The sequence below is a fragment of the Oceanospirillum beijerinckii DSM 7166 genome, from assembly GCF_000422425.1.
Classification (GTDB): Bacteria; Pseudomonadota; Gammaproteobacteria; order Pseudomonadales; family Halomonadaceae; genus Oceanospirillum; species Oceanospirillum beijerinckii.
This window is the reverse complement of record NZ_KE383828.1, coordinates 224,003-249,407: the sequence shown is the minus strand read 5'-3', so window position 1 is coordinate 249,407 and position 25,405 is coordinate 224,003. Positions and strand designations below refer to the sequence as shown.

Here is a 25,405-nt window from a genome sequence, read left to right as displayed (position 1 = left end):
ATATCAGTGCTTAGCGTTTGTGTCTCGCACTCCAGAAGGGCTGATCCTGCCAGCGTCTCTGGAGTCCATACCACTCGTCGTAGTGCTGTCGGTAGGCTGTTTCAATGTTGTCCAATTGTTGGTTATAGTCTCTAAAGTCCGTGATCTGACCGGAAAACCACTTGTCAGCGTTCAGGGCTGCGTATAAGCCGGTATAAAGACCGTTGAAGATACCTTGCGAGCTCAGTGGGTCAAGACTCATCGCAGCGTCACCGGTGGCCAGCCACTGGTTTCCGTATTTGGTATCCAGAGTTGAGGTATGCGCAGCGTGATAACCGGACTCTTCAGTTGCCTGGAACTGGCAACGATCCAGTAATGCCGCTAACGATGCCTGCTTATAAGCATGTTGTATCAACCCCTCGGGATTGAGTGCCCACTGGGTAGCCGGTAGTCCGGTATCAGTAAAAAAGGCCAGAATTCGACGATCATCAGGAATAGGTGCGCTGTACCACCAGCCTTCCGGGCTGGCTTCAATATAGCTAAAACCGGCATCGGTGGATTGGGGGACTTCACGGCCAACCAGATAACCACAAACCAACTTATCGGTTGCTGTTCGTTTGGCTCCCAGTTTTCGGGCGATAGGGCAGGCACGCCCGGCGGCGTCAATCAGGAGCTTTGCAGTAACAGTGATTTCGTCATCCGCGGACTTTAACAACACATGCCAAACGTCATCCTGATATTTCACATCACTGACGGTATAGGGGGCTGTATAGTTGACTACCTTTGGCAACGGCGTGATTCCGTAGCCAGAAATCAAAACGGGCTCGATCCAGATGCCAGCCGTTACCATCCGGGTCGCGTAGGAAATCAGTTTCCTGAACACCGTCACTGCCCCAGATGGAACGGTTGCCATAGCAGGCCTGATGCCCTTGGCGCAGGAAGTCTTGCCATAGATCCATCTTAGTCAGCAAGCGACGCCCCGCAGGGCAGAGTGATTCACCGATACGAAAGGTCTGCTGATCACTGCGATCCACTAAAGCCACCCGGTAACGGGGGGCTAAAGTGATAGCAGCGCTGCAACCCGCAGGACCTGCACCGGCAATCAGCACATCAAAGTGCGCCGAGGGCCGGACAGGCCCTTCTTCTATGGGTGTTGCGTTTAAAGGCGCTGTCATGATCGTCTTCCAGGCCTACTTTCTGTCCAGGCGGTGGACTTTGTCGATCTGGCTGAGATCCGAGATGGATTCCATCAGCTCGTCAAGCAGGTCCAGGCCATGAGACAGAGGATGGCAAGCTTCATCTTCCTGATCCCCTCTGCGTTCTCCTATCGGTGGTGTAATCAGGGCATTTCGATCGGAAACCTGGACATAGGATGGGAAGCCTGAACTGTCTCTTGGTCCCTCGCGTACCTCAACAACACCCATCTGATCGAAATGCGCAATCATTTGATTGATCTGATAGGTATAGCTCTTGTCTGTATTGAGAGGATAATCCCAATCAGCCCGCTGACTGAACGCCTGCTTACGTTTTTCCAGTGGCTGACTTTCATCAATCACAACGTCGTAGGCTTCTTTGGTCATCACCTGGTTCGGCACACGTGCTGGCCAGAATGAAGGAATATAAGGATCAAATTCCTTGTCGTAACCAGAGCGACAGCTGGCGGTATCTGTTTGCCAAGGCACGGCCATCCAACGGGTGATACCACCGGGTAGTTGACCGGCTGATAATGGACCACTGGGCAGACTGAGCACATCCCCGTTTAACTGAGGGCCATAGTTAGGCTCTTTCCAATTCGCATGTTTTGGATGTTTAAAGCGAAATGCTGACATATACATACGGGAATCGCGCACCGGCCAGGTCATTTCACAGCCTGGGTGAAAGGCGTCAGCCAGACAGAAGTCCAGCGAGGCTTTATCCAGCATAGCGGCTTGTTCTGCCGGTTCGAGATTCTCCAGGTCAGTGATTGGAGCCGCATCTGGATCGTAATCATCAATAAAGTCACCGTTGGCCCACTGTTCCAGCATCGACATCTGGGTATCCGTCAGAACAGAGTGCTGACGCGGTGATACCGGTGGTAAGTTCATGGCGTCGCCATACAGGTACGGCCAGGGAATCGGGGATATGCCATCACGGTCATATTTCCTGAACTGTTGATACAGGGTGCGACGTAAGCCCCGATAGCTGGCATCCAGGCTGGACATACGTTTTAACCACTGTGGTTCTTCAAAGTTAAACGGTCCTTGCCAACCAAAGCTGGAGGCAAAACCGGCATTCACCCATTGCAGATCGGTCATACGCTGGAAGATAGGCAGAATATCTTTGGTGAATGATGGTCGGGCGGGGCAAGCTATCATCTTGTTTTGGATAGCAATGTCACGCATGAGATCCCACATGGTGCGTACAGATTTCAACTGAGGGCCATAGTTGGGTGGCGCAACGACAATCCAGGCCGGGTCAACGGTCAGATCGACACCCTCATAGTGGACTTTTGCGGTCACCGGACCATCTGAGGTATCGTCGTGCCAACCCTGATTATTACCAAACGTGATGGCAGGGGATTTGTCATAGGAAGCTGATTTGCCAAAGCCCCCCAGTACCAGCAGTCGGCCCTGTTCATCGGTACGTATTTCACCCAGATCCACAGGCTCTGGCATATCCATAAAATAATCGGTATTAAAACGGTAGTCGTCGCCGCTTTTGTTCAGCCCAGAAATACTGCGAGAACCAGGGTCTATTACCAAACTCCGACGATCTGAGATTAAAGCGTTGCGGCGCAGGCTGGGTGGCGCATCTTTAGCCTCAGGAATATCCAGAGCCAGCTGGAATTCGTACCAGGCTGATTTTTGGTTTGCCAGATGCACACTCCACTCTATATCTGCATCCGCAGCAGTCAGCTCTTTAATGATCTCGCCTTTTGCATTCAGACCGTAAATTCTGAAACGGGCCGCCTGGCGTTTTAATGCGCCCTGGCTATCACGGTAAAAACCTGGCGCCTCTGGGGCCGGGTTATCCACTTCGGGGCCAATAAAGAACTCGTCAGGACTGTTACCCACACGGGCAACGCCGATACCAGGGTAGATCGCCGCTTTAACGATACAGGTGTCTTGCGCAGGTGTTTGGAATTGTGCCGGACGAGGCTGGCCGGGTTCCTGATTGCTGATGCCATTGGCAGCATGGCGGGTCTCTGCACTGGCGGCATAAGTGATCTTGCGGGCTGCAGACAGACTGCCCAGAGGTTCATGTTCCGCCAGCGCATGCCAGGGATTAAAGGCCAGATTTTCACCGTACTCTGCCTGACCACGGGTAGTGATATCCTGAGGTGGCAATACCAGTGTCGCCAATTGTACCCAAGGGCCTTCCCAGCGCACGGTAGCTTGGTCAATAGGGTCGCCATCCTGCTGGAACTGCACCATAAAGCGATAACGGGCTTCCTTGCTGCGCAAGCGTCGCGTCAGATCAATCGCCAGATAGCTGGGGCTGTCAAAAGGTTCCCCGTCGACTTCTTGTTCCGGCTCCAGTTTGTATTTGACCGGACGGTTATGACCCAGTTTGTAAGGCAGGGCACTCCAGAATGTCGTGGTCAGCACACTGGCTTCTTTCTTTTCCATCTCGTCAAGGATGCGAGCGGTTGTTTCATGGGTTTTCAAGTAACTGTCGTAGTCTGCCTCTACCACACCCGCGCGGGTAAATTCGCACATCGCCTGGGCATCATCGACAAAGAAAACATCATTGTTTTGCAGAATAAAATCCTGGGTTGTGCCGTCGCCCAGCAGTTTTTCACCTTCAACACCAAACAGCTTAATCCCTATGCCCGAGGTTGCCTTTAAATCGGTGGCATTGGGGGCGGTATCACTGGAAAAACGCACCCAGACCGGATAACTGTCCTTCTGGCCAAAAACACCTACTTTGTACTCTGCAGGCAGGTCACTTTTGATCTGAAATTCACCATGAGCGACGCCATGGACTTTACGAAATACTGCACGTTTTGCCGGTTGTTCTCCCCGGGCAATACGCTTTTCCTGACCTGAAATAAACATCTCTTTAACGTCTTGTTCAGGATTATCTATACAGAACTGACAGCTGGGTGTGTTTTTATTGCTGTTATCAGACATCTGTGTGCTCCATCATTTCCTTGGATTGGGGTACAAGCTCATCATTGATGTGTATTCACTCAGATCACAAACTTGTCGGGTCGATTCTTAAAACGACTTTGAGTCTTTCAAATCATTACCCAATATAGAGCGCCTGACTGCGGCTTCAATTACGCAAAATTACATTGATATCTGTCAGGGGTAGGGCGGTTATTACATAGAATTACACATAACTATTGCGCCAGTCCGATGGTGAAAGCCCCGTCCAGCGTTTAAAGGCGCGACAAAATGCAGCCGCTTCAGAGAAGCCTGTCTTGTGGCTGATCTCACCGATATTCAGATGTTCGGCATCGAGTAGTTTTATGGCGTAATCTTTGCGCAGGTTCTCTTTAATTACTCTGAGTGAACTACCTTCGTCACTGAGCTTGCGGCGTAGGGTTCTGGGAGCCAGATGAAGCTGGGCGCTGATCTGATCCAGGTCTGGCATCTGGTCAAAATCGTATTGCTGCAGTATCAGACGGATACGGGTTTGCAGACTGTCATCCAGATCCGGGCGATGCAGAATATAAGCAGGAGATTCCTTAAGAAAATCTTTTAACTCGCTTTCGCTACGTACGATAGGCAGTTGCAGAAAACGGGGGTGTAGATAAAAACCACTGATGGCTTGGTTATGCTGAAGCTCGCCGGTAAACATCTCCCGGTAGACGTTTTCGTGAGGGGGAGCCGGGTAGTTAAAGTGGGTACTGGCGAAGGGGATCTGTTGACCCACTAACCAGCCGCCAAAACGTTGCCACATCAGCAGTAGAAATTCCTGCAGTAGGTGATTGGGGTCCTGGTTTTGGTCCTGAAGGTGCAGGCGGTAAAACAGTAATGGGCTGTTTTGATTGGATTGATCGTTGGTTGGATCATTAGCTTGAGTGCGAGTCTGACCGTCTGGTTTGGATGGCACTGTCGATGAGCGAGTAGAAGGGGGAGAAAATAGAGTCGAGCTATCATCCAGGCCCACATCAATGCCGTCATATACCGCAGCATAGAAACGCGCGCTCTGTTTTAACATACCACCCAGGGTTTTCGCCTGTTGAGCCAGTTCAGCCATCAGGGCAAAAACGCCGTTTTTACATCTCTGGTGAGCCAGTCCCATAAACTCATCCTGGGTACAGCGCCATACCGCTTTAATCAGTTGACTGAGCTGTTCCTCGGTAATCAATTTATCAGGCTGATTAAACCAATCCTCGGGAATATTGGCGGCTTCCAGCAGGTCTTTACGTTCAAAACCTTGCGTTTCTGCGCCGGTGATACAGGCTTGAATATAGTGATTGGCGATATGAGCCTTAGTCATCCTGCTTCCTTATCTCTTCTCTGTCTTGTTATTTTTATTCTGTCGGCGTTGCTAAGTGTTAACAGATTGCTCTGTTCTTCCCGCAAGTTGCTCAGCACCGAATCAGCCAGTGCTTCTCAAGATAGTACAGCACGACAAGCAACGTCTATCCCTCAACGTGACTTGGCCGTTCTGGTCAATTAAATCGACCCCGGTTGTCATTCGTGCTCTGTAAATAAAGCTTTTTAATGGCCTTAATGATCAGGTTGGTTTATTGCAGCCAAATTTTTACCGGGACCTGATCCACTAAAAATAAGAAGAGCAGGAATACATATGAGTCAGTATTTATCAGGTCAATCGGCTAGCGATGTAAAAGCAAACGATGAGGATTACCAGATCTTCCAAACCATGATTCAACGAGTATTGGAGCAGGAGATCGCGCCTAACTTTGAACACTGGGAAGAAGCCGGTCAGGTGCCCAGAAGTTTGTGGAATACCTTGGGTGAAGCCGGTCTGCTGGGCGTGGATATGCCGGAAGAGTACGGTGGTGCCAGTGCCAGCTTTGAGATCTGTCAGTTGGTGATTGAAGAGCTCTCCCGTCAGGGCTTCGGTGGTGTATGCGGAGGTTACAATATTCACGCCAATATCGTGATGCCTTATTTACTGCATATCGGTAACGAAAAACAGAAAGATTATTGGCTGCCCAAAATGATCGACGGCTCTGTGCTGGGGGCTATCGCAATGACTGAGCCCGGTGCGGGCAGTGACCTGGCTGCGATGCGTACCACGGCAGAGCGCACCGATTCCGGTTGGAAGATTAACGGCAGCAAGATCTTTATCACCAACGGTTTACTGGCAGATATGGTGATTGTCTGTGCGAAAACCGATCCTTCAGCCGGTGCTAAGGGCATTTCTCTGTTTTTAGTGGATACCAATACACCTGGGTTTTCCCGTGGTAAAGGCATCAAAAAAATTGGCCAGCACTCCAGTGATACCGCTGAACTGTTTTTTGATGATCTGCATGTACCTCATGACGCTCTGTTAGGCGAAGAGAATCTGGGCTTTGTCTATCTGATGCAAGAATTGCCCCGTGAGCGTTTGGGGGTGGCTTCTCAGGCCTTGGGTGCAATGGAAGGTGCACTGCAGTTGACTCTGAATTACGTGCAAGAACGTAAGGCCTTTAAACAGCGTATCGCTGATTTCCAAAATACCCGCTTTAAGCTGGCCGAGGTCAAAGCTCAGATGGAGCTGGGGCGTGCCTATTTTGATCAATGTATGGCCAAGTACTCTCGTGGTGAGATGACGGCCACCGATGCGGCTGTACTCAAATTGATGCTGAGCGAGATGCAGTGCCAAACCATCAATGAGTGTCTGCAGCTGTTTGGCGGTTATGGCTATACCACCGAATACCCGATCTCCCGTTTCTATGTCGATGCCCGTATCCAGACCATCTATGCCGGTACTTCCGAGATTATGAAGGAAGTGATCGCCCGGTCGTTGTTGGGGAAATAGGACTTTAAGACCATGCCCGATAAGTATCTTGATATCAGGGTAGGTTGGATAAGCGAAGCGCCATCCGACATTTTCTCAGGGACCTGATGATTGTCGGAAAGCACCTTTCGGCTTTTCCGGCCAACAACTTATCTGGTTTGGTATGACACCTTCCAATAGCACTGAGTACATAGGTGATTTAGACCGATTAGACCGAATAGGGGCCTGAGGTGATCCGATTCTCAGGTCTATTGAATGTAAGCGATTGGAATGTAAACGCTTGTATTGTAAACGGCTGGATTGTGACTGGCCGCCAGTAAAAAGTTTAGGAAGCAATATGACTCAAAATAATAACAACGCTATTCAGCTGAAAGATATCGTGATCCTTGATGGTGCCAGAACCGCTATTGGTGCCTTTGGTGGTTCGCTATCAGGCTTTACCCCTGCCGAGCTGGGCACCTTTGCAGCTAAAGAAGCTATCCGTCGATCTGGGATTGAGGCTGCAGAGATTGATCATGCAGTCTTTGGCCATATCATCACTACCTGTCCGCAGGACGTATATCTGTCCCGTCATATAGCGCTAAATGCTGGCCTGCCAGAAAGCTCAGCGGCGCTGAATGTAAATCGTCTATGTGGCTCGGCAGTGCAATCGTTGATCTCTGCGGCGCAACAGCTGGTGGCGGGAAATAGCCGAATCGCGCTGGCCGGTGGTGCTGAGTGTATGAGCCGGGGTGCGTATCTGTTGCCTAACATGCGTTTTGGACAACGTATGGGGGATGGGCAAGTGCTGGATATGACGCTGGATATTCTGAGTGATCCTTTTGATAGCGGTCATATGGGGATCACGGCAGAAAATATCGCCCAGCAGTACGGTTTTAGCCGTGATCAGATCGATGAGTACGCTTATCAAAGCCATCAACGTGCCGCACGGGCCATTAAAGAAGGCATGTGGCAATCCCAGGTTGTGCCCGTTGCTGTAAAGGGTGCAGGGAAGAGAAAGCGTGAGTTGGTGGAATTTAGTACGGATGAACATGTACGTGGGGATATCTCTACCGAGTCACTGTCAGGACTAAAACCCGCCTTTAAGAAAGAAGGTGTGGTCACGGCCGGTAACGCCTCGGGTATTAACGATGGCGCTGCAGCCATGGTGCTGACTACACAGCAGGAAGCGGAAAAACGCGGACTAACGCCAAAAGCCCGTTTTGTCAGTTACGCCTTTGCTGGGGTGAAACCGGATGTGATGGGCTTGGGACCGATTCCAGCCGTTGAGCAAGCGATGGCTCAGGCGGGTTTAAACGTCGCGGATATGGATGTGATTGAGTCCAATGAGGCCTTTGCTGCTCAGGCTATGGCGGTCTCTCAAACTTTGGGGTTTGATCCTGACATAGTGAATCCAAATGGCGGTGCGGTAGCCCATGGTCATCCTGTGGGGGCCACCGGTTCCATTATCACCCTTAAAGCCTTGTATGAACTGGAACGAATCCAGGGACGTTATGCGCTGGTCACCATGTGTATTGGTGGTGGTCAGGGTATCGCACTGATTCTGGAGCGGATGATTTAGAAGGGTTTACAAGGAATTTATACCATTCCCGAGAGGTTTCTTCATATCAGGTAGGTCGGATAAGCGTAGCGCCATCCGGCACTGAATCCGAGAAATTGGATGATTGTCGGAAGACGCCTTGCGGCTTTTCCAACCTACAACAACTTATCTGGTTTGGTATTAGAAAGAATAGGAGTGAAAATGATGACTACTCAAGATGCCAAAGCTGTTCAGAAGGACAAAACTGCTCAGGATATCACCAGGGTGGCAGTAATCGGTGCCGGAGTGATGGGGGCGGGGATTGCGGCACAGGCTGCTAATAGCGGGGCACACGTACTGCTATTGGATCGTTTGCCTGATGATCTGCCGGTTGACTCTGGTCATGGGGCAGGTAACAAAACCGCGCGTAATAGTATTGCTCAAGGGGCTATTGATCGTTTTATCCGTGCTGGTTCCTCCGGTGGTTTGATGCATCCCTCGGTTGCGGATCGTATCGAGGTGGGCAATACCGAAGACGATTTCGCTAAACTGGCGGATTATGACTGGATTGTTGAAGTGATTATCGAAGATCTGGCCATTAAGCAGGATCTTTATAAACGTATCGAAGCGGTTCGAGCCCCCCATGCCATTGTTTCATCCAATACCTCGACAATCCCATTAGAGAAGTTGGTTGAGGGCTTATCTGAAGCGTTTTGTCAGCACTTTGTCGTAACTCATTTCTTTAATCCACCCCGTTATATGCGCTTGGTGGAGATTGTATCCGGCGAACAGACGCTGTCTGAAGTACAGCAACGGATCACTCGTTTTAATGATATTAAGATGGGTAAAACCGTTATTCAGTGTAAAGACCGTCCTGGCTTTATCGCTAACCGTCTGGGTGTTTACTGGATGCAGGTCGCATTACAGGAAGCGATTGCACTGGGTTTAACGGTAGAAGAAGCCGATCAGGTGATGCAGCTGTGCGGTTTCCCAAAAACCGGCATTTTTGGTTTATGGGATCTATGCGGTATTGATCTGATGCCTAAAGTGACCGCCAGTTTGGCTTCTTTGCTGTCTGACACTGATGATTTTGCCCATTACGCCGAAACCGTGCCTGTTATTCAGGGTATGGTCGAGAAAGGTTATTTTGGCCGTAAGGGCAGAGTGCTGCAGGGATTCTATCGTCAGCATAAAAACGAAGCCGGTGAGAAGATCCGTGAGGTACTGGATCTGGATACCTTGGAATACCGGGCACCGATCAAATCCAATCTGGCGGTTGGCTCCGTGAAAGCCGGTGATATTAATGGCCTGCTAAATTGCACGGTATCAAGTTCTGTAAGTGGCCCTGTTTCTGCTTCTGTCTCCGCTAAAGCTACTTGTGTAGATGCTGGCGAAGACGGAGCCGAATCACAAAACAGTTCTGATCTGGATAAAGGTGCTATTTATGCCTGGAAAGTGCTGTCGCGGATGTTGCACTACGCCAGCCAGCTGGTGCCTGAAGTGGCCGAAGATACTCAGTCCGTCGATAGCGCTATGAAGTTGGGTTACAACTGGCGCTTTGGCCCATTTGAGTTGATTCAGCGTATTGGCGTGGAGCACTTCTGTCAGCGTCTGCAAGCCGATGGTATCGAGTCTGCTGAGCTGTTATCGCAACTGGATCAGGCTTCACAAACCGCGAAACCTGAAGGCGTATTGCACTTAAGCGACCTATCGGATGATGCACTGGTGCAACGCTTCTCCCGCTGTGCTCTATGGCGTATGCCGTCTTTGTCATCTTCTCCAGCTATGCCATCTGAGACAGATAGCTCCTCAGCAAATAGCGACAAAAACTCCGGTTCTGAATCTCAGTCGAGCACCAGTAAAAGAAGTGAGATCAGCGCAATCACCGAAAGCAATGTCTGGTGTCTGCAACTGACCGATAGAGTTAACCCTCTGAATAGCACCTTGCTCAATGAACTGGAGCAGGCACTGCAACTGGCTATTCAATACAACAAAGCTCTGGTGATCTATAGCGACGGTAATATCTTTGCCGCAGGGGCAGATCTAAAAGAGTTCCTTGAACTGACTGAGCAAAGCGATGGAATTGATGGTTTTGTTCGTAGAGGTCAGCAGATTTTCCAGGCTATAGAACAAGCTCCTGTTCCTGTCGTAGCTGCAGTGGCGGGCAAAGCGCTAGGTGGCGGTCTGGAGCTGGTGCTGCATTGCCATGCTGTTCAAGCCTACGCAGAAACTCAGGTTGGTCTGGTGGAAAATCTGGTCGGAATCGTACCGGGCTGGGGTGGCTGCAAGCAGTTGTTGGCGCGTTCTGCACAGCGCTTTGGTGCAGATAAGGCGATTGAGCATAGCTTTAGGCTCATTCAGGGGGCTAAGGTCACTGCATCAGCCCTAGAGGCACAACAGCTGGCTATCTTCCGTGAAACGGACGCTATCAGCATGAATCGTGATCGTTTGTTGTTTGATGCCGTTAGTCAAGCCGAGCAGCTCTGGCAAAGCTATCAAGCGTACCGGTCTTCCAGTGAGTTAAACCAAAGCCAACCTGAACTAATCGCGCAAGATATTCCTGTATCAACTGAGGGTTACCAAGGCGAACTGGAAAGCGCTTTGCTTGATTTGCTTAACCTAGCAGCCAAGCCAGATTGGTACGAGAATTTTTACGATTGGGAACGAGAGTGCAATTTGACCCTGATACAGAACCTAAAGGCAAAAGCCCGTATAGAGCACTTTTTAGCTTCAGGCAAACCCTTAAGCAACTGATTGCCCTTAATACAAACGAATGCCATTTTCGACAATGTCCTTGATGTCTGAGCAGGTTAGATAAGCGAAGCGCCAGCCAATATGGGTTTTGACACCGGGTGATTGTCGGAAGGCGCCTTGCGGCTTTTCCAACCTACAGCAGTGCCGCTGTTTAGGGTTATTAAGCGACTCAAGATAATTAAACACAATGGTTTAATCTCGCAAAAGCGATGGCCGTTTGGATCAAAAAAGATGACCCCTTCGGCCATTGTTTGAACATTCAACACGTTATTAACTGGTGCTGACTCTATGACAAGGGGTCATGACGCCTTACTAAATGAAAAATAAAAACAAGAAGTAACAAGTAAGAGGTGTGTGACAATGCTAATGGATAACTTAGCAGCAAATACTCAGCGGGCGATCCAACGGGCAACCCGCAATACCATCGGTGATGCCTTTCGCCGGGCAGCAAATAAGTTCAATGATAAAGTTGCGTTGCACTATGGCGAGCGCCAATGGCGTTATGATCAGCTGGATCTTGCGGTTAATCGTGTCGCGAACCATCTGATTGCATCCGGGCTGGAAAAAGGTGACCGGGTGGCAGCCTGCGGCAAAAACTCCGATGCTTACCTGATTCTATGGCTGGCCTGTGCCAAGGCGGGTTTGATCCATGTACCCGTTAACTTTGCCCTGGTAAAAGAGGAGCTGATCTATATTCTGAATCAGTCCGGTGCCAGGGCTCTGTTTTCAGATCCCAGCCTGAAGACGCATGTGGATGACGTGTATGAACAGGTAGGAATCAGTATTCACGGCACCTTGCACGGTGCAGACTCAACGCTTGCTGAAACCGCTCAGGAAACACAGGATATTCTGACCATCGCTTTAGCGGATGGCGACAGCCGGGAGCCTGATCTGCAACTGGATGAGTCGGATGTGGTGCAGATTCTCTATACATCCGGTACAACTTCCCACCCTAAAGGGGCGATGCATACTCATCGATCCTTTATCAGTGAATACACCAGTTGCATCAACCATCTGGATATTCAACGCAATGATCGCACCTTAGCGGCCTTGCCTCTCTATCACTCGGCTCAGATGCATGTTTTCACCATGCCTGCACTGTTGAATGGTGGTTTTACCTATCTGATCGATACCCCAACACCGGACAGCATTTTACATTTGCTGAAAGCACATCAACTGAATGCTTTCTTTGCGCCACCGACGGTCTGGATCGCCCTGCTACGTCATCAGGATTTTGTTGATGCCGAGCTGCAACATCTGGAGAAAATCTACTACGGTGCGTCCATTATGCCGGAGCCGATTGTCCATGAATTGGGTGAACGTCTGCCAAAATCCGGTCTGTATAACTGCTACGGTCAAAGCGAGATTGCGCCATTAGCGACAGTGCTGCGCCCGGAAGAACATGAGGCACGCCCCAGCTCCTGTGGTAAACCTGTTGCCACCGTACATACCCGTATTGTTGATCCCGCTACCGGGGAGGAATGCAAACCCGGTGAGCACGGCGAGCTGGTGCATCAGTCGCCTCATTTGTTAGTGGGTTACTGGGATAAACCAGCAGAAACGGAAGAGGCTTTTGCCGGTGGTTGGTTCCACTCTGGTGATCTGGGTTATCAGGATGAAGAGGGCTTTATCTATATTGTGGATCGCATCAAGGATGTGGTGAATACCGGCGGTGTACTGGTCGCCAGTCGTGATGTGGAAGAAGCGCTTTATACCCACCCATCTATTGCCGAAGTCGCGGTGATTGGTGTACCGGATGATAAATGGATTGAGGCGATTGCCGCCGTTGTCGTGCTTAAACCGGATCAGGAGCAGGATGCTCAGGGACTGATCCGCCACGCGAAAGAGCATCTGGCGGCCTTTAAGGTGCCAAAAAAGGTGCTGTTTGTGGATCAGTTACCCAAGAATACCGCAGGCAAGCTGCTAAAACGTAATCTGCGTGAGCAGTTTGCTGAAAGCGCCTGATCGATTTTTTTCAAGCACGCTGGACGTTTAACGTCAAAAAGTACTCAACAAGAGTACCTATCAAGAGTGCCTATAACAATCATAACTCGATGGACTGGTCTGCTGCCGGGCAGACCACGGGGCCGGGTTTCCGGTCCTGAGTTTTCTCTATTGAAATAGCTGTTTTATGGCTGTGAAAAACATACATAGACAGAAAGCAACACAACCGATACAACTGATACAAAAACAACAACAAGGGAAGCATTATGCTGAAACACACAATGAGCCAATCCACCGTTTCTCAAGATAAAAACAGTTCCAAGAATCACAAACGCTCGCTGTTGAAAAAAACACTGGCAGGTGCCGTACTGTCTGCAATAGCAGTCAGTGGAGCCCATGCTAAAGGGATCTCAGACAATGAGATCCGTATCGGCTATATCGCCGATATGTCTGGCACCTATAGCCCGCTGGCAGGTCCCAATGGCTTAGAAGCGGCCAAGATGGCCATTGAAGATATGGGCGGTGCCATTAATGGTAAGAAGATCACTATTGTGGCGGCAGATGATCAGAACAAACCGGATATTGGTGCCAATAAGGTGCGCCAGTGGATAGATACCGACAATATCGATCTGGTTGCCGGTATGGTGTCTTCAGCCGTTACCATCGCTGTAAACAAGGTGGTGGAGTCCAAGAATAAGCTATCCATCGTATCGGGTTCCGCATCTTCATCTATCACCAACCAATACTGTACACCCAACTCTGTGCACTATGTGTATGACACCTATGCCCTGGCTCATGGCACCGGTGAAGCGGTCGTAAAAGAGGGTGGGGATACCTGGTTCTTCCTGACGGCAGATTATGCTTTCGGTCATGCGATGGAAGGTGATGTCTCCAGCGTTGTGAAAAGCAACGGCGGTAAGGTGGTTGGCGGCGTACGTCACCCGCTGGCAACCAGTGATTTCTCCTCCTTTATCCTGCAGGCACAAGCCTCTGGTGCAAAAATTGTTGGCTTGGCTAACGCTGGCGGCGATACCGTAAACGCCCTGAAGACCGCAAAAGAGTTTGGTGTTGTGGCCTCAGGTCAGAAACTGGCTGGTCTGCTGGTCTTCCTGCATGACGTGAAAAGCTTAGGTCTGGAGACGACTCAAGGCCTGCAGTTGACCACAGGCTTCTACTGGGATCGCACCAAAGATACCCGTGACTGGTCACAACGTTTCCAGAAACGTACCGGTGTAATGCCATCCATGGTACATGCAGGGATCTACTCTTCGACCATGCATTATCTGAATGCGGTTAAAGCCACAGGTAGTGATGATTCTCAGGCGGTGATGGCTGAGATGAAGAAAACCCCAATCAACGACTTCTTCGCTACCAATGGCCGTATCCGTGATGACGGTCGTATGATCCATGATATGTACCTGGCGGAAGTGAAGAAACCATCCGAGTCTAAAAATGACTGGGATCTGTTGAAAATTTTGCGCACGATTCCGGCCGATAAGGCCTTCCGACCTCTGTCTGAGTCTAAGTGCAAACTGGTAGCAGGTAACTAATCCCTAACTGCTCAAATTCTGAAGTCCACTCATGATTATCAGTCTTGATAATCCAGCCCTGTTGCTCTTGCTTGCAACAGGGCTTTTTTTAACTTCCCGGACATCAGGACTAAACCGGCAGGTTTTGCTCCAGTTTGGCTAAGAACTCCCGGCTACTATCCCGAAAAGCTTCTTTTTGCCGATCACTCATTCGATCCAGGTTCTTATAGGGTAGCGCCAGGCGAGGATTGGGTTTTAACAGATAGCGGTTACGATCCAGAAAATCCCAATACAGATAGTTAAACGGGCAGGCGTTTTCGCCGGTTTTCTCTTTCACATTGTATTGGCAGTGGCGGCAGTAATCGGACATACGATTGATATAGCTGCCACCGGCAGCATAAGGTTTACTGGCCAACATACCGCCATCGGCAAACAGCGTCATGCCGCTGACGTTGGGCAGTTCAACCTATTCGTAGGCATCGGCATAAACTTCCAGAAACCAGCGACTCACCTCACTGGGATTAATACCGGCCAGTAGTGAAAAGTTGCCCAGTACCATCAAACGCTGAATATGATGGGCATATGCATTATCACGGGTATTGTTTACACACTCGGACAGGCAGTGCATCTTGGTTTCACCATGCCAGTAAAAATCGGGCAGATGACGGGTGGCATGCAGAGTATTGAGTTTGGCGTAATCGGGCATTTTCAGCCAGTAGATCCCGCGCACATATTCACGCCAGCCCAGTACCTGGCGGATAAAACCTTCTGCCGCATTCAGAGGGATAGCGCCTTTTCTGTAAGCGGTTTCGGCCTGTTGTATCACCTGTAACGGCGTCAGTAAGCCGATATTCAGATACAAGCCCAGATGGGAATGAAATAACCAGGGTTGGTTGGTTTTCATCGCATCCTGATAGTCACCAAACAGTCCCAAACGTTGTTCAATGAAAGTGCTTAATACTTTTTCAGCCTGTGTTTGATCAATGCCATAACTAAAGCCCTGTGTAGAGCCAAAGTTATGGGGGAAATGTTGATCCACCAAAGCCATCACCTCTTGGGTAATCGTATCGGGTTTAAACTGGCAGGGTTCTGGTGGTTGAATATCATCCGGCAGCGATTTGCGGTTTTGACTGTCGTAATTCCACTGACCACCGACAGGTTGCTTACCCTCCATCAGAATGCTATATCGCTTGCGCATCTCCCGGTAGAAAAACTCCATACGCAGCTGTTTTTTACCCTCAGCCCAATGGGCAAACGCTTGCTGAGTACAGAGAAAGCGATCATCTTCACGGATTTCCAGAGGCATAGTAAGTTGCTGTTGTAACGTTTTTAACTCAGCAAGTACGCGCCATTCTCCGGGATGAGTAACCACCACCCGGCTGTATGTGTTTTCCTGAAGCGCACAGTGTACCGCTTCGGTGAAACTGGTCAGGGCATCATCCAGGGTAAAGTAGCGGACGCTAAACCCCCAGTCTTGCAGCGCCCTGGAGAAATGGCGCATAGCAGAAAGTACAAAGACCAGCTTCTTCTTATGATGACGCACACACTGAGTTTCCTGCTTTAACTCACACATCAGTAGGGTATCGCCGGGTTGATAATCTCTCAGGCTGGAGAGACTGGTAGAAAGCTGATCGCCAAGAATTAAGCGCAGTACGGACATAGGCTCACCGGATAGTTATCGATACCTTAATTACGTATCTGATACTGGCTTGGTTCATTACAGCTATGAAGATGTAGTCGATTACTTTTACAATGATCAGTAAAATATTTATCAGGGACCGTTATGAAAAAACTCCATCTTATTCGCCATGCCAAATCCAGCTGGGCCGATGACTCTCTGTCTGACAAACAGCGGCCACTGAATAAACGTGGGCAAAAGTCCTGCGGTCTGATGGCAAAACCGATATTGAATGCGGGCTGTAAGTTTGAAAATGTCTTTTGCAGCTCGGCAGTGCGCACCCAGCTAACCATCGATCTGATCAGTAAAAACTTGCCTAAGCACCCGTTTGAATGGCAGTTGGATGATGATCTCTACACCTTTGATAGGGACGATCTGCTGGCCTGGTGTCATAAGCGGGATAACAGCATGCAAGAAGTGGTGATCATCGGACATAACCCCGCGCTCACCGATCTGTGCAACTACCTGAGTACCAGTACGGTCGATAATATGCCCACCTGCGCTTATGCCCAGTTAAGCTTTGAGGGTGAGCATTGGCAGGATCTGGCCGAAGGCTCAATGGAGCTAATGGTACTGCTAAAGCCAAAAATGCTGAAAAGCTAAGGGCTTTCATCCCGCCAACGATCTTGGGAACACCGATTCTATCCCTTATTGGAAAGAGGGCTCTGCTCTGGAAAGAGAAAGACCGCTCTCTTCTTGTGGTTTATAAAAGTTCTCATCAAATGCGAGGCTGCCCCACATCGCGTTTGCATGGGCACGGGTTACAATGGAAGCATCAACCTGATGAGGGGTCAAACGATGTGTCAGATTATCATACCGATACGTGGATATACCTTGCCCTGGTTGTAATACAACAACCTGATTATCGGATGTCAGCCAGCCAAAGTTCTTATCACGTTGCATCAGTGCCCTCTGTTTTTCGGGAGGCACACTCCGGGTTAAGTCGTGGCCGATCATTGGATTCTGACTACTGATGCCCGCAAGCGACAAAAGCGTAGGGGCAAGATCGATCTGACTGACCAGACGATCATCTTTACGCGCTTCAATACCGCCGCCAAAAATAATGGCCGGAATATGAAAATAGTCGATAGGTATGGGCTGAGTGCCATGGGTACGGGCATCATGATCAGCGACAACAACAAAGACTGTATTATCCCAATATGATGATTGCTTTGCTTTTTCAACGAACTGGCCCAGCGCATAATCGGCGTACTTCACCGCATTTTCGACCGTCTGTTTCGGTTCATTATAAGGGGTGATCACGCCATCCGGGTATTCGAATGGGCTATGGTTAGATGAGCTGAATACCAAGCTAAAGAAGGGTTTACCCTCCTGAGTCAACTGAGTGAACTGCTCGTCGGCTTTATTAAACAGGTCTTCGTCTGAAGCGCCCCATGAGCCAACAAACTTGGGGTTTGAGAAGGTCGGGAAGTCCTGCATATCCTCAAAGCCATTGCCTAAAAAAAATGACTTCATATTATCGAAGTGACTCTCACCACCGTAGATAAACTGAGTATGATAACTGCGGTCTGCCAGCAATCTGGCTACGGTAAAAAAGTTATTTTGACTTTTACCCAGCTTTACTACAGATCGGGCCGGTGTGGGTGAAAATCCCGTTGTAACGGCCTCAATACCCCGTACAGAACGAGTCCCCGTCGCATACATACGGGTAAAGGCCCAGCCTTCATCCATGAGCTGATCCATATTGGGGGAGAGATCAATACCTCCCAGGCTACTCACATAACGGGCACCATGACTCTCCATTAAAAGAATCACAATATTTTTCGAGGTTCCCTGATAGGTCGCATCATGCTGAGCCAGTGTAGGGCTGGTTTTACTCACAAACGTTGTTGGTTTGACATTCATTGAGGCCTGGATTTCATCAATAACCTGCTGCTTACCCATCTTTGGATAATACTTAAAAGCATTGGCTTCAGCGCCCATTTGCTTAGCGGCAAAGAGTACCGAATAGGCTGAGTTCAACACCAGATCATTCATCAAAGGATCGCTGGAAAAAGACACCATAGCAGGGTTCATCGGTCGATGGCCCAAAGATGAGCGGGCACCCAGCACTCCAATAAAGACGATCAGAACAGCGATCACAGGGCGCCAATACCACTTTGGATAGTACAAATCTTCAACCAGGTTCTTTGTCCATTTCCACCCCAGAACAAGCGTCAGAATACTCGCCAGCAGGCTGATAAACAGTTCCAGTTTATAGCCGGACCACAGCATCCCAAAAACCTCTTGCGGATAAACAAGATATTCAATGAATAAACGGTTGGGACGCAGGTCATACTCCTGAATAAAAGGAGGGGTCGCCACTTCCATATACACGGCAAATAACAACCCGACAGTCATCCAAAGACGCAGCACTATATTCCAGAGTTGTCCCGTTTTATGTGGGCCTGAAATCAGGCAGGATAAAAAAGCAGGTAAGATAAACAGAAAGCAAATCGAGGCGATATCCACGCGTAAGCCACTGGCAAAAACACGCAGCCAGCCATCGGCATCTGTCACGCGATCAAAGTGCCATACTGCAAGTCCTAAACGAGACAGTGTGAAAATACTTAATAGTGCAATAGAGGCCCAAAGGACAGGATAGAGAGGGCCAAAAAATCTCTTTAGTTTATGCAAAGCAGATACCCAATGCGATTTATGATATGTGTTTCAGGTTTGATCTGCCGCTGACCCATGGCAAAAGGGGTGGCGACATGCTTTAAGTACCCGAACATAAATATTCCGATATTTTCCGGCCGAAGCGGCCGGAAAATACGGGCTTTATACGGGGAAAAGTACTGTGTATTAATAGCCATTGGGGGTGAAAATTTTGTCAAATAAATGCAATAAAATCAGAAAAACTGAGTATTGGGGGCTGGTATCTGTGATCGGTTGGCTTGTGGTTAGAGGGTTAGAGGGTTAGAGGGTAATCAAGTGCAGTACAGTGCCTGACTGTAGGGTTAGCTTCAATTGAGTCACTATAAGTTTTGATAGCCTAAAGGGCTTAACAGCCGAACAGATTGATTCAACAAAGCTATTGAATAGCAATGGCTCGGAAACTAAAGTGTTTTATCTGTGTATTAACGTTGCAGATACCGAAGATAATACCAAACAATATAAGCTGTTGTAGGTCGGAAAAGCCGCAAGGCGCCTTCCGACAATCATCCGGTATCTGAGTCAGTCGGATGGCGCTTCGCTTATCCAACCGACTCTAATATCAAGAAACTTATCGGGAATGGTATCATCGATTCATCGGTGCAGTTGCATTTCAAGGAATAGATTGATGGAAAATGAATCAGGTGTTATTGATGCGGTTACTTTGCGTCGCAAAAGTGTTGAACGTTATGTAAGGCGACTGTTTGATAATGTAGGCTTAGAACAGACGCAACCCTTAATTCAAAACCTTTGTGAACAACTGCTGCAAACACCAAGGGATCTGTCTGCTCTGATTCAGGAAGAAATCAAGCCACCAGAAGACATCATGGAGCGTCTGGAGCAGGAAGAGGCATTACTTTCGCGCCCCAGAGCGCTTTACTTCCCCTTACAAACCGAGCTGAAGGGGGGGAGTAAAAAGAATAAAAAAAATAAGAGTCAGCAGCTAACCTATCTGATTTTTAACCAAGCACCCAATTTCACTGTACCGGAAGAGCTGGCGTCATTTCGTCAGCAGAACTGGGAAAATACACAGAATTTAGACGCCATTAGTGTAGCTGAGTTGGCCGCTATTAAAGCGCTGCCCATACAGGCGAAGCCGGAGTTAATGGTCTGGCAGGGCCCTGCGTTAAAAGTGAGTGACGATTTTCATCAAGGCGTTAAAAAGCTGTTTGGTGTTGGTGTTGATAATAGCCTTAAGTCGTTGAAACCGAATACATTAAACGAGAATGCTTCAGAAGGCAGTGCGTTAAAGAATACGATACACACACAGCGCCACAGTATCAGTAAAGCCTTTACTGACTATCTCAACCGGGAAGGGGTTCAAGGGTTTCGCCAAGGTATCTGGATGCCGCTGACGAAAAAGGCGATCAGTAATTTTTTTCACTATGAAGAGACAGGGGCTTTAATACCGGCAGCCAAGCCAATTGGTGTTAAGAGCCATAGCGCTAAGAATAATAGTACTAAGAGCAGTGGCGACGATAATAAGCACCCTGATTATTGTCAGCTGGATAAAGATGACCGGGTGTTTGCCCGCTTTGAGATTGACAATATATACCTCGATCGATTCTCCGTCGGAGTGAACAGCGTGGTGGTTGCACTACGCTTTTTACAACTGGATATTGTCGCACCAGACAATTTCTTAAAGGGCGAGGTGCCACTTTGTCTGGAGGATATCCGGGAGCTGAACTACATTCTTGCGGATAAGGAGCGGGGCAAACGGGAATCAGCCCAGTTGTGTTATCCCTATCTGGCGGATATCAGCGCCTCTTCAGCACCCTATCTGGAAAGAGTGTGTGATGGCCTTAAAAAGGAAGGTGTGGCAACGAATACCCAACATCTTGAGCAATGCCTGGGAAAAAGTTATGCCTTCGGTCTGGAGAGAGATGAGTCGTTTACCTTAACCGAACTGCTGGAATGCCTGCTGCCAGGTAATGAGGCGCTTCATAGCAGCTTTGCCCGTCCTTTAATCTACACCATGATGTTAAGCGGTAAGGACCATAGGCTGACCAAACATAGCCGGAATAATGATTACCTGAAGCGTTTATTGTGCCAAATGGCTCATCTGCATAATCAGGGTTATGTTGGAGTAAACCATAGTAGCTACACTCACTGGGGCGACAGTGATATAGAGCATTATGCGGCCAGGGAAGGCGGTGTGGTGCTGATTAATCCGAATATCTCTTCTCAGCCGGATCGGGACTTTCATGAAGGATTTATGACGGACAAGGGGCGTCAGGTTTATCTGAATATCCTGTTGCTGGCCTATATGCAGTACAGCTTTTTGCACGGCGTAGATCAAACATTGGAGCTGAGTGAAGGTGATCTATCCTCTGATCAGCGCTTCCATAGTTTGAAAGAGCTACAGCAATATCTGATTGAATTCCGGGTGAACGACATCTTTACCGATGTCAGTATTCTGGATATCCATAACCAAAGCTATAAGGCCTGGGAAAAACACTTCTCTTTGAAGGCACTAATAGAACAGTTGGAAAAAGATATGTCGGATACCCGGACTTTGCTGGAAATCAATATTCAGGAACGGGAAATCACGGCACAAAAGGCCCAGCAGAAAAGAGAAAAAGAGCACGACAGAAACGTTAAAAATATCGCTACGGTCGGCACGGGGATTATCTTTCTGTCCGGGGTGTTTGGCACCAACTTTAAAGAGATGACCGACCCCGCCGTGGAACTCTGGAGTCTGGACTGGCACTGGGCGGTATTAGGTGTAGTGATAGGGGTTGTGACCTGGTTCCTGCATTATGTGAATAAACCCAAAGACCCGGCTGAACAGGGCTTAAGGCGATCCAGAACCGCCTTAAAGGCAATAGCGGCTTTGGTAAGCATCACTTTAATTCTGTTTGGGGGTTTAGGAGGGCTTTTTTATCAACCTGAGCCGTCAGATATCGAGCCCGTTAACCAAACGGTTGAATCCTGTCCTGCAACGATCATCGTAAACGAGCAAGCATTGTTACAGGGCCAGGACGGCAACTGATACTGAAATCAAGAGGCTTATCGGGAAGGGGGGAATACCTTAGCCCAATAAGCTTCTTGATATCAGAGTAGACTGGATCAGCAAAGCGCCATCCGGCACTTGCTCCGCTATCCGGTCGCTGTCGGAAGACGCTTTGCGGCATTTCCGGCTCAGTCCGTCTGTATTAGCCATATCAATGACTAAAAATAGAACCCGTTTCCATCTGTTGTGCCCAATCAGACAGCTGCTCAAAAAGCTGCGTGTGTTCAAAGTCTTCAATCTGATAGGCCAGACGCAGCGCTGATTCCAAACCGCGACCGTCCAGGCGATACATTCCTACCTCCTGCTGGTTCATCACCATCGCCATAAACCGGGTCAGATCGTGTCCCGCGCACACCTGGAAAGGGTCGGCCTCTCTTTCCCTGTACTCTTCAAGCCTCTGCTCCAGCGCCTGTTGCTGAATACGGGCGCTTTTGCTGATACTCAGTAAAGCAGGAATAACCCTGGAGCGATCAAAATCAATTTTCAGATTGTTAATCGTGGTGAAACGCCTGAAATCAAGCTCTTTAAAGCTCAAAAACAGATTTTCATCGTCATTGATCCAACGCAGCAGGCCGATCTCGTAGCACACCTCTAACGCCTTTTTCAGCAATTGCCGATGCAGCGCATCGTAATACTCCGGCGAGGCATACTCAGAAATAACGGCATCAAGGGCAGGAGAGCCTAACATCATAGCTTCAATATCATGGCTGTCCGTAAGCAAAATCAGGCCCGAAGCGTAACTCCTGCCATTCAAATGATCATAATCCGCATCACAAATACCCTTCACTCGCTGCTGATGCACCTTGTCCACCGCACGCACAATCTGCTCAATACGGCCCTTGCCATCCATCGAATCCACAACCACCTTATCCCGGTTCAACAGACTACGGAATAAACGAATATCCGATGTCCCTTCCAGCAGAATAAACAACTTATTGCGGTATTTTTTCTTCTTCATCAACATGCGCAGCTCGTTGATGCGCGCTTCATTGGAGAGATATTGCCTCATCACTCATCCTCCAGATCCACCGTCAGATCCCACTCACTGTCAATGATCTGCGGGGAGTGAGTGGCAATCAGCACTTTGACATCCCGATCCGCAATAATCTGCTGCAGGTCATGCAAAAACTCTTTCTGCCAGGCAATATGGAGGGAAATTTCGGGTTCATCAATCAGAATCAGATCGTTATCACCGGCACGGAAAATCAGCTCAAACAGCAAAATAATCTGATGTTGTTCACCGGAAGAGAGTTGGTTCAATGACAGGCTTTGACCCTTATGGTTTTTAAACACCAAGCCCCGTTCAATATCAACCTGAGCGGTTTTAAACGCCAGCCCCTTATCATTAAGCAGGTCAATAAATGTCTCAATCTTAGCCAGCAATGGCTGAAAAACGGCCAGCTTTTTACGGGTATCATCAATGTACAGCGTTAAAATAGCCCGGTCCTGATCCCGGATTTCAACATCGGTTTGCAATAACTGCAAATGGGAATGCAACAACTGATGGCATTGTAATTTTTGCTGAAGATCTAATAGTTGCCCCAATTGCTCCCGAACCTGATCACTGGAGTACAACACCGCCGGGCTTTGTGAATCAGAACCGAGTAAACGCACCGGCAAAGACGCATCCAACTGCTGCGATAACTCAGCATACTCCTGACGGTAACGGCGTAACTCCTGAGCCAGATCCAAAGCGTATTGCTCAATGGTATCCAGCAGCGTCTTAGGCGTAGCAGCCCCCTCGCGGTAATCACTGGCACTGTCCCGGCTGATCAGACGTTGATCCCGGATAAAGTGAGCATTAATCGGTGCCACCAACCCGATATACCAATCCGGGAAAAAGCGCGAAGTCTCTATACCCGATAACGCCAGTACATCAGGATAGCGCTCAACGACCTCGTTAATATCGACAATATCCCGAATACTCCGGTCATAACATTTAAGGCTATTAATACGCTCCAATTGAGGCAAAAGCAGCTCAAGATCATCCGTCGTAATCCGACGCTTTAACAACGACGCAAAATGTTCCCGATAAGAAAAGCGCGTCTCTTCCTGCTGATCCAGCATCATCTGAAAACCGGGCGAGCAGGGCACTTCCTTGGTAAACCGGAGGGTATGACGACTAAAGAACACCTCAATAAGCTCAAACTCCAGCTTATGAAAAAAATCCAGCTGCAAACTGATAACCGAATCCAGAATCTTCAACAGCACCGTTTTACCGTAACCATTCGGCCCGGTTAAAATCGTCACCTTGTTTGCCTCATTCAGCATCAGCGTATGATTAAAACAACCAAACAGCCCCGACACCTTAACACCCAGCAGCTCCATATCATCTCCTTGTCAAACACCGTCTCAACATTAAATCCATTAGCAGATTAACAGCCGATACGTCTGTTCAACAAGATCAATAACAATATAAAAACAAGAGATTAGCGTCTCCGAAGGGCTCTATAAAAACAGCGGGAGGTTATACCACATCCGATAAATTTCGTAGGTTGGATAAGCGAAGCGCCATCCGACAACGGCCTCTCCATCACGCCTTGGTTGAAATTGAGCACCCTCAAACCATTTCAAAGCCAACGAAAAACAAAGCGCCAATCCAAGGTGAATACACCATCCCAAATAAATACGTGAACCCAACAATGTCGGAAGGCGCCTACGGCTTTTCCGACCTACGAACCGTGCCAACCAGTTGGATACACTCCATTGACGACATAACGGTGAAAGCTAGAAAAAGGCCAATCTTTCAATTGGTTAACCATACCATGCTTAATTGGATTGTAATGCACATAGTCAACATGATGTCGAAAGTCCTGATCATCCCTAATGGTATGTTCCCAAAAACGACGCTCTCCTTTTCTTTCCCTCACGCAAGAACGAAGCTCATCTTGTGGCAACACCTTTGAGAAGCGTTTTTTAATTTCCCACCAGCGGGACGAATAGTCCGCATCACCTTCAGGTAAAGTCCATACCGCATGAATGTGATCAGGTAAGACAACCCAGGCAACAATATAAAAAGGTCGGCGTCTCTTTACCCAACGTACAGACTCACGTAATTCATCGACATGATCGACCAATAGAGTTTCACCCCGATCCTGTAGATTAACCGTAAAAAAGTACGTCCCACCTTCAACATAATTGCGCCGATATTGCATACCACATCCTTGTTGTCTCTTGGATAGATAAACTCACATCCTAACGCGGATAGCCTATTCCCCTATCCATAATATCCGTAGGTTGGATAAGCGAAGCGCCATCCGACACTGGGCCTGCCTTAACGGCAAGGTCTGATGCAACCAATACGCAAAAGAGAAACACAAAGGGCAGCTGTTTCTACTGACTTAACGGCAAGGTCTGATGCAACGTGCGCTTATCTTCTCTGCATTCCTGTTGGCGTGTTTCTACTGCCTTAACGGCAAGGTCTGATGCAACAT

General features: G+C 48.8%; 17 protein-coding genes. 7 read left to right on the top strand and 10 right to left on the bottom strand.

All coding sequences use genetic code 11. The annotated features are described in order from the left end of the window. Nucleotides 1-10 precede the first annotated feature (10 nt). From H579_RS0119705 to H579_RS0119690, 4 genes are all read right to left on the bottom strand, one after another. A complete protein-coding gene (locus H579_RS0119705; protein WP_157834669.1) occupies nt 11-769 on the bottom strand; it encodes an NAD(P)/FAD-dependent oxidoreductase in 759 nt (252 codons plus the stop codon). Continuing rightward, nucleotides 726-1,154: an NAD(P)/FAD-dependent oxidoreductase gene (locus H579_RS0119700; protein WP_028302079.1), complete on the bottom strand. Its 429-nt coding sequence runs from the start codon at nt 1,152-1,154 to the stop codon at nt 726-728. Before H579_RS0119700 ends, H579_RS0119705 begins: the two co-directional genes overlap by 44 nt. Before the next feature lie 15 nt (nt 1,155-1,169). Next, nucleotides 1,170-4,091 carry a LodA/GoxA family CTQ-dependent oxidase gene (locus tag H579_RS26750; RefSeq protein WP_051227993.1) on the bottom strand — a complete coding sequence of 974 codons (2,922 nt, stop codon included), beginning with the start codon at nt 4,089-4,091 and terminating at the stop codon, nt 1,170-1,172. 202 nt (nt 4,092-4,293) lie between these two features. Beyond that, nucleotides 4,294-5,409, bottom strand: coding sequence for an AraC family transcriptional regulator (locus H579_RS0119690; protein ID WP_028302078.1), 1,116 nt, complete (start codon nt 5,407-5,409; stop codon nt 4,294-4,296). A 312-nt stretch (nt 5,410-5,721) separates the two neighbouring features. Between H579_RS0119690 and H579_RS0119685 the strand changes: the two genes are divergently transcribed. From H579_RS0119685 to H579_RS0119665, 5 genes are all read left to right on the top strand, one after another. After that, entirely contained in the window at nt 5,722-6,900 is a 1,179-nt protein-coding gene (locus H579_RS0119685) for an acyl-CoA dehydrogenase family protein (protein WP_051227989.1), read from the top strand. A gap of 340 nt (nt 6,901-7,240) precedes the next feature. Beyond that, entirely contained in the window at nt 7,241-8,440 is a 1,200-nt protein-coding gene (gene bktB, locus H579_RS0119680) for a beta-ketothiolase BktB (RefSeq protein WP_028302076.1), read from the top strand. 180 nt (nt 8,441-8,620) lie between these two features. After that, complete coding sequence (locus H579_RS26745; protein ID WP_051227986.1) at nt 8,621-11,152, top strand: 3-hydroxyacyl-CoA dehydrogenase/enoyl-CoA hydratase family protein; 2,532 nt, start codon at nt 8,621-8,623, stop codon at nt 11,150-11,152. 360 nt (nt 11,153-11,512) lie between these two features. Then, nucleotides 11,513-13,117 (top strand): fatty acyl-CoA synthetase, encoded by a 1,605-nt coding sequence (locus H579_RS0119670; protein WP_051227984.1) that lies wholly within the window; start codon nt 11,513-11,515, stop codon nt 13,115-13,117. A gap of 260 nt (nt 13,118-13,377) precedes the next feature. Continuing rightward, nucleotides 13,378-14,646, top strand: a complete 1,269-nt coding sequence (locus H579_RS0119665; protein ID WP_051228045.1) for an ABC transporter substrate-binding protein — start codon at nt 13,378-13,380, stop codon at nt 14,644-14,646. Nucleotides 14,647-14,755: 109 nt separating this feature from the next. On the opposite strand, the gene H579_RS29755 is transcribed toward H579_RS0119665, so the two are convergent. Together H579_RS29755 and H579_RS26740 are read right to left on the bottom strand one after the other, a co-directional pair. Continuing rightward, nucleotides 14,756-15,067 (bottom strand): hypothetical protein, encoded by a 312-nt coding sequence (locus tag H579_RS29755; protein ID WP_245583318.1) that lies wholly within the window; start codon nt 15,065-15,067, stop codon nt 14,756-14,758. A 24-nt stretch (nt 15,068-15,091) separates the two neighbouring features. Further along, a complete protein-coding gene (locus H579_RS26740; protein WP_245583317.1) occupies nt 15,092-16,285 on the bottom strand; it encodes a cryptochrome/photolyase family protein in 1,194 nt (397 codons plus the stop codon). Between the two features lie 123 nt (nt 16,286-16,408). Between H579_RS26740 and H579_RS0119655 the strand changes: the two genes are divergently transcribed. Further along, the gene (locus tag H579_RS0119655; protein WP_028302073.1) at nt 16,409-16,906 is read left to right on the top strand and encodes a SixA phosphatase family protein; all 498 of its coding nucleotides are present in this window, start codon (nt 16,409-16,411) and stop codon (nt 16,904-16,906) included. A 45-nt stretch (nt 16,907-16,951) separates the two neighbouring features. Here the strand turns inward: H579_RS0119655 and H579_RS26735 are convergent, their stop codons facing one another. Beyond that, on the bottom strand, nt 16,952-18,940 hold the full coding sequence (locus tag H579_RS26735; RefSeq protein ID WP_051227981.1) for an LTA synthase family protein: 1,989 nt from the start codon (nt 18,938-18,940) through the stop codon (nt 16,952-16,954). Between the two features lie 646 nt (nt 18,941-19,586). Here H579_RS26735 and H579_RS0119645 point away from each other — a divergent pair. Then, entirely contained in the window at nt 19,587-21,950 is a 2,364-nt protein-coding gene (locus tag H579_RS0119645; RefSeq protein ID WP_028302072.1) for a hypothetical protein, read from the top strand. 172 nt (nt 21,951-22,122) lie between these two features. On the opposite strand, the gene H579_RS0119640 is transcribed toward H579_RS0119645, so the two are convergent. The 3 genes from H579_RS0119640 to H579_RS0119630 all read right to left on the bottom strand — a co-directional run bounded on the left by H579_RS0119640 (nt 22,123) and on the right by H579_RS0119630 (nt 25,126). Beyond that, the gene (locus H579_RS0119640; protein ID WP_028302071.1) at nt 22,123-22,980 is read right to left on the bottom strand and encodes a DUF4435 domain-containing protein; all 858 of its coding nucleotides are present in this window, start codon (nt 22,978-22,980) and stop codon (nt 22,123-22,125) included. Further along, on the bottom strand, nt 22,980-24,299 hold the full coding sequence (locus H579_RS0119635; protein ID WP_028302070.1) for an AAA family ATPase: 1,320 nt from the start codon (nt 24,297-24,299) through the stop codon (nt 22,980-22,982). Before H579_RS0119635 ends, H579_RS0119640 begins: the two co-directional genes overlap by 1 nt. Nucleotides 24,300-24,643: 344 nt before the next feature. Then, entirely contained in the window at nt 24,644-25,126 is a 483-nt protein-coding gene (locus H579_RS0119630; RefSeq protein ID WP_028302069.1) for an REP-associated tyrosine transposase, read from the bottom strand. Between the last annotated feature and the right edge of the window lie 279 nt (nt 25,127-25,405).

Bases quoted from the DNA above. Each gene is read 5' to 3' on its own strand.
- H579_RS26740 (WP_245583317.1), bottom strand. From the start codon at position 16,285: ATGTCCGTACTGCGCTTAATTCTTGGCGATCAGCTTTCTACCAGTCTC.
- H579_RS0119690 (WP_028302078.1), bottom strand. From the start codon at position 5,409: ATGACTAAGGCTCATATCGCCAATCACTATATTCAAGCCTGTATCACC.
- H579_RS29755 (WP_245583318.1), bottom strand. From the start codon at position 15,067: ATGACGCTGTTTGCCGATGGCGGTATGTTGGCCAGTAAACCTTATGCT.
- H579_RS0119635 (WP_028302070.1), bottom strand. From the start codon at position 24,299: ATGGAGCTGCTGGGTGTTAAGGTGTCGGGGCTGTTTGGTTGTTTTAAT.
- H579_RS0119670 (WP_051227984.1), top strand. From the start codon at position 11,513: ATGCTAATGGATAACTTAGCAGCAAATACTCAGCGGGCGATCCAACGG.
- H579_RS0119665 (WP_051228045.1), top strand. From the start codon at position 13,378: ATGAGCCAATCCACCGTTTCTCAAGATAAAAACAGTTCCAAGAATCAC.
- H579_RS0119645 (WP_028302072.1), top strand. From the start codon at position 19,587: ATGGAAAATGAATCAGGTGTTATTGATGCGGTTACTTTGCGTCGCAAA.
- H579_RS0119630 (WP_028302069.1), bottom strand. From the start codon at position 25,126: ATGCAATATCGGCGCAATTATGTTGAAGGTGGGACGTACTTTTTTACG.
- H579_RS26750 (WP_051227993.1), bottom strand. From the start codon at position 4,091: ATGTCTGATAACAGCAATAAAAACACACCCAGCTGTCAGTTCTGTATA.
- H579_RS0119655 (WP_028302073.1), top strand. From the start codon at position 16,409: ATGAAAAAACTCCATCTTATTCGCCATGCCAAATCCAGCTGGGCCGAT.
- H579_RS0119685 (WP_051227989.1), top strand. From the start codon at position 5,722: ATGAGTCAGTATTTATCAGGTCAATCGGCTAGCGATGTAAAAGCAAAC.
- H579_RS0119640 (WP_028302071.1), bottom strand. From the start codon at position 22,980: ATGAGGCAATATCTCTCCAATGAAGCGCGCATCAACGAGCTGCGCATG.
- H579_RS0119700 (WP_028302079.1), bottom strand. From the start codon at position 1,154: ATGACAGCGCCTTTAAACGCAACACCCATAGAAGAAGGGCCTGTCCGG.
- H579_RS26745 (WP_051227986.1), top strand. From the start codon at position 8,621: ATGATGACTACTCAAGATGCCAAAGCTGTTCAGAAGGACAAAACTGCT.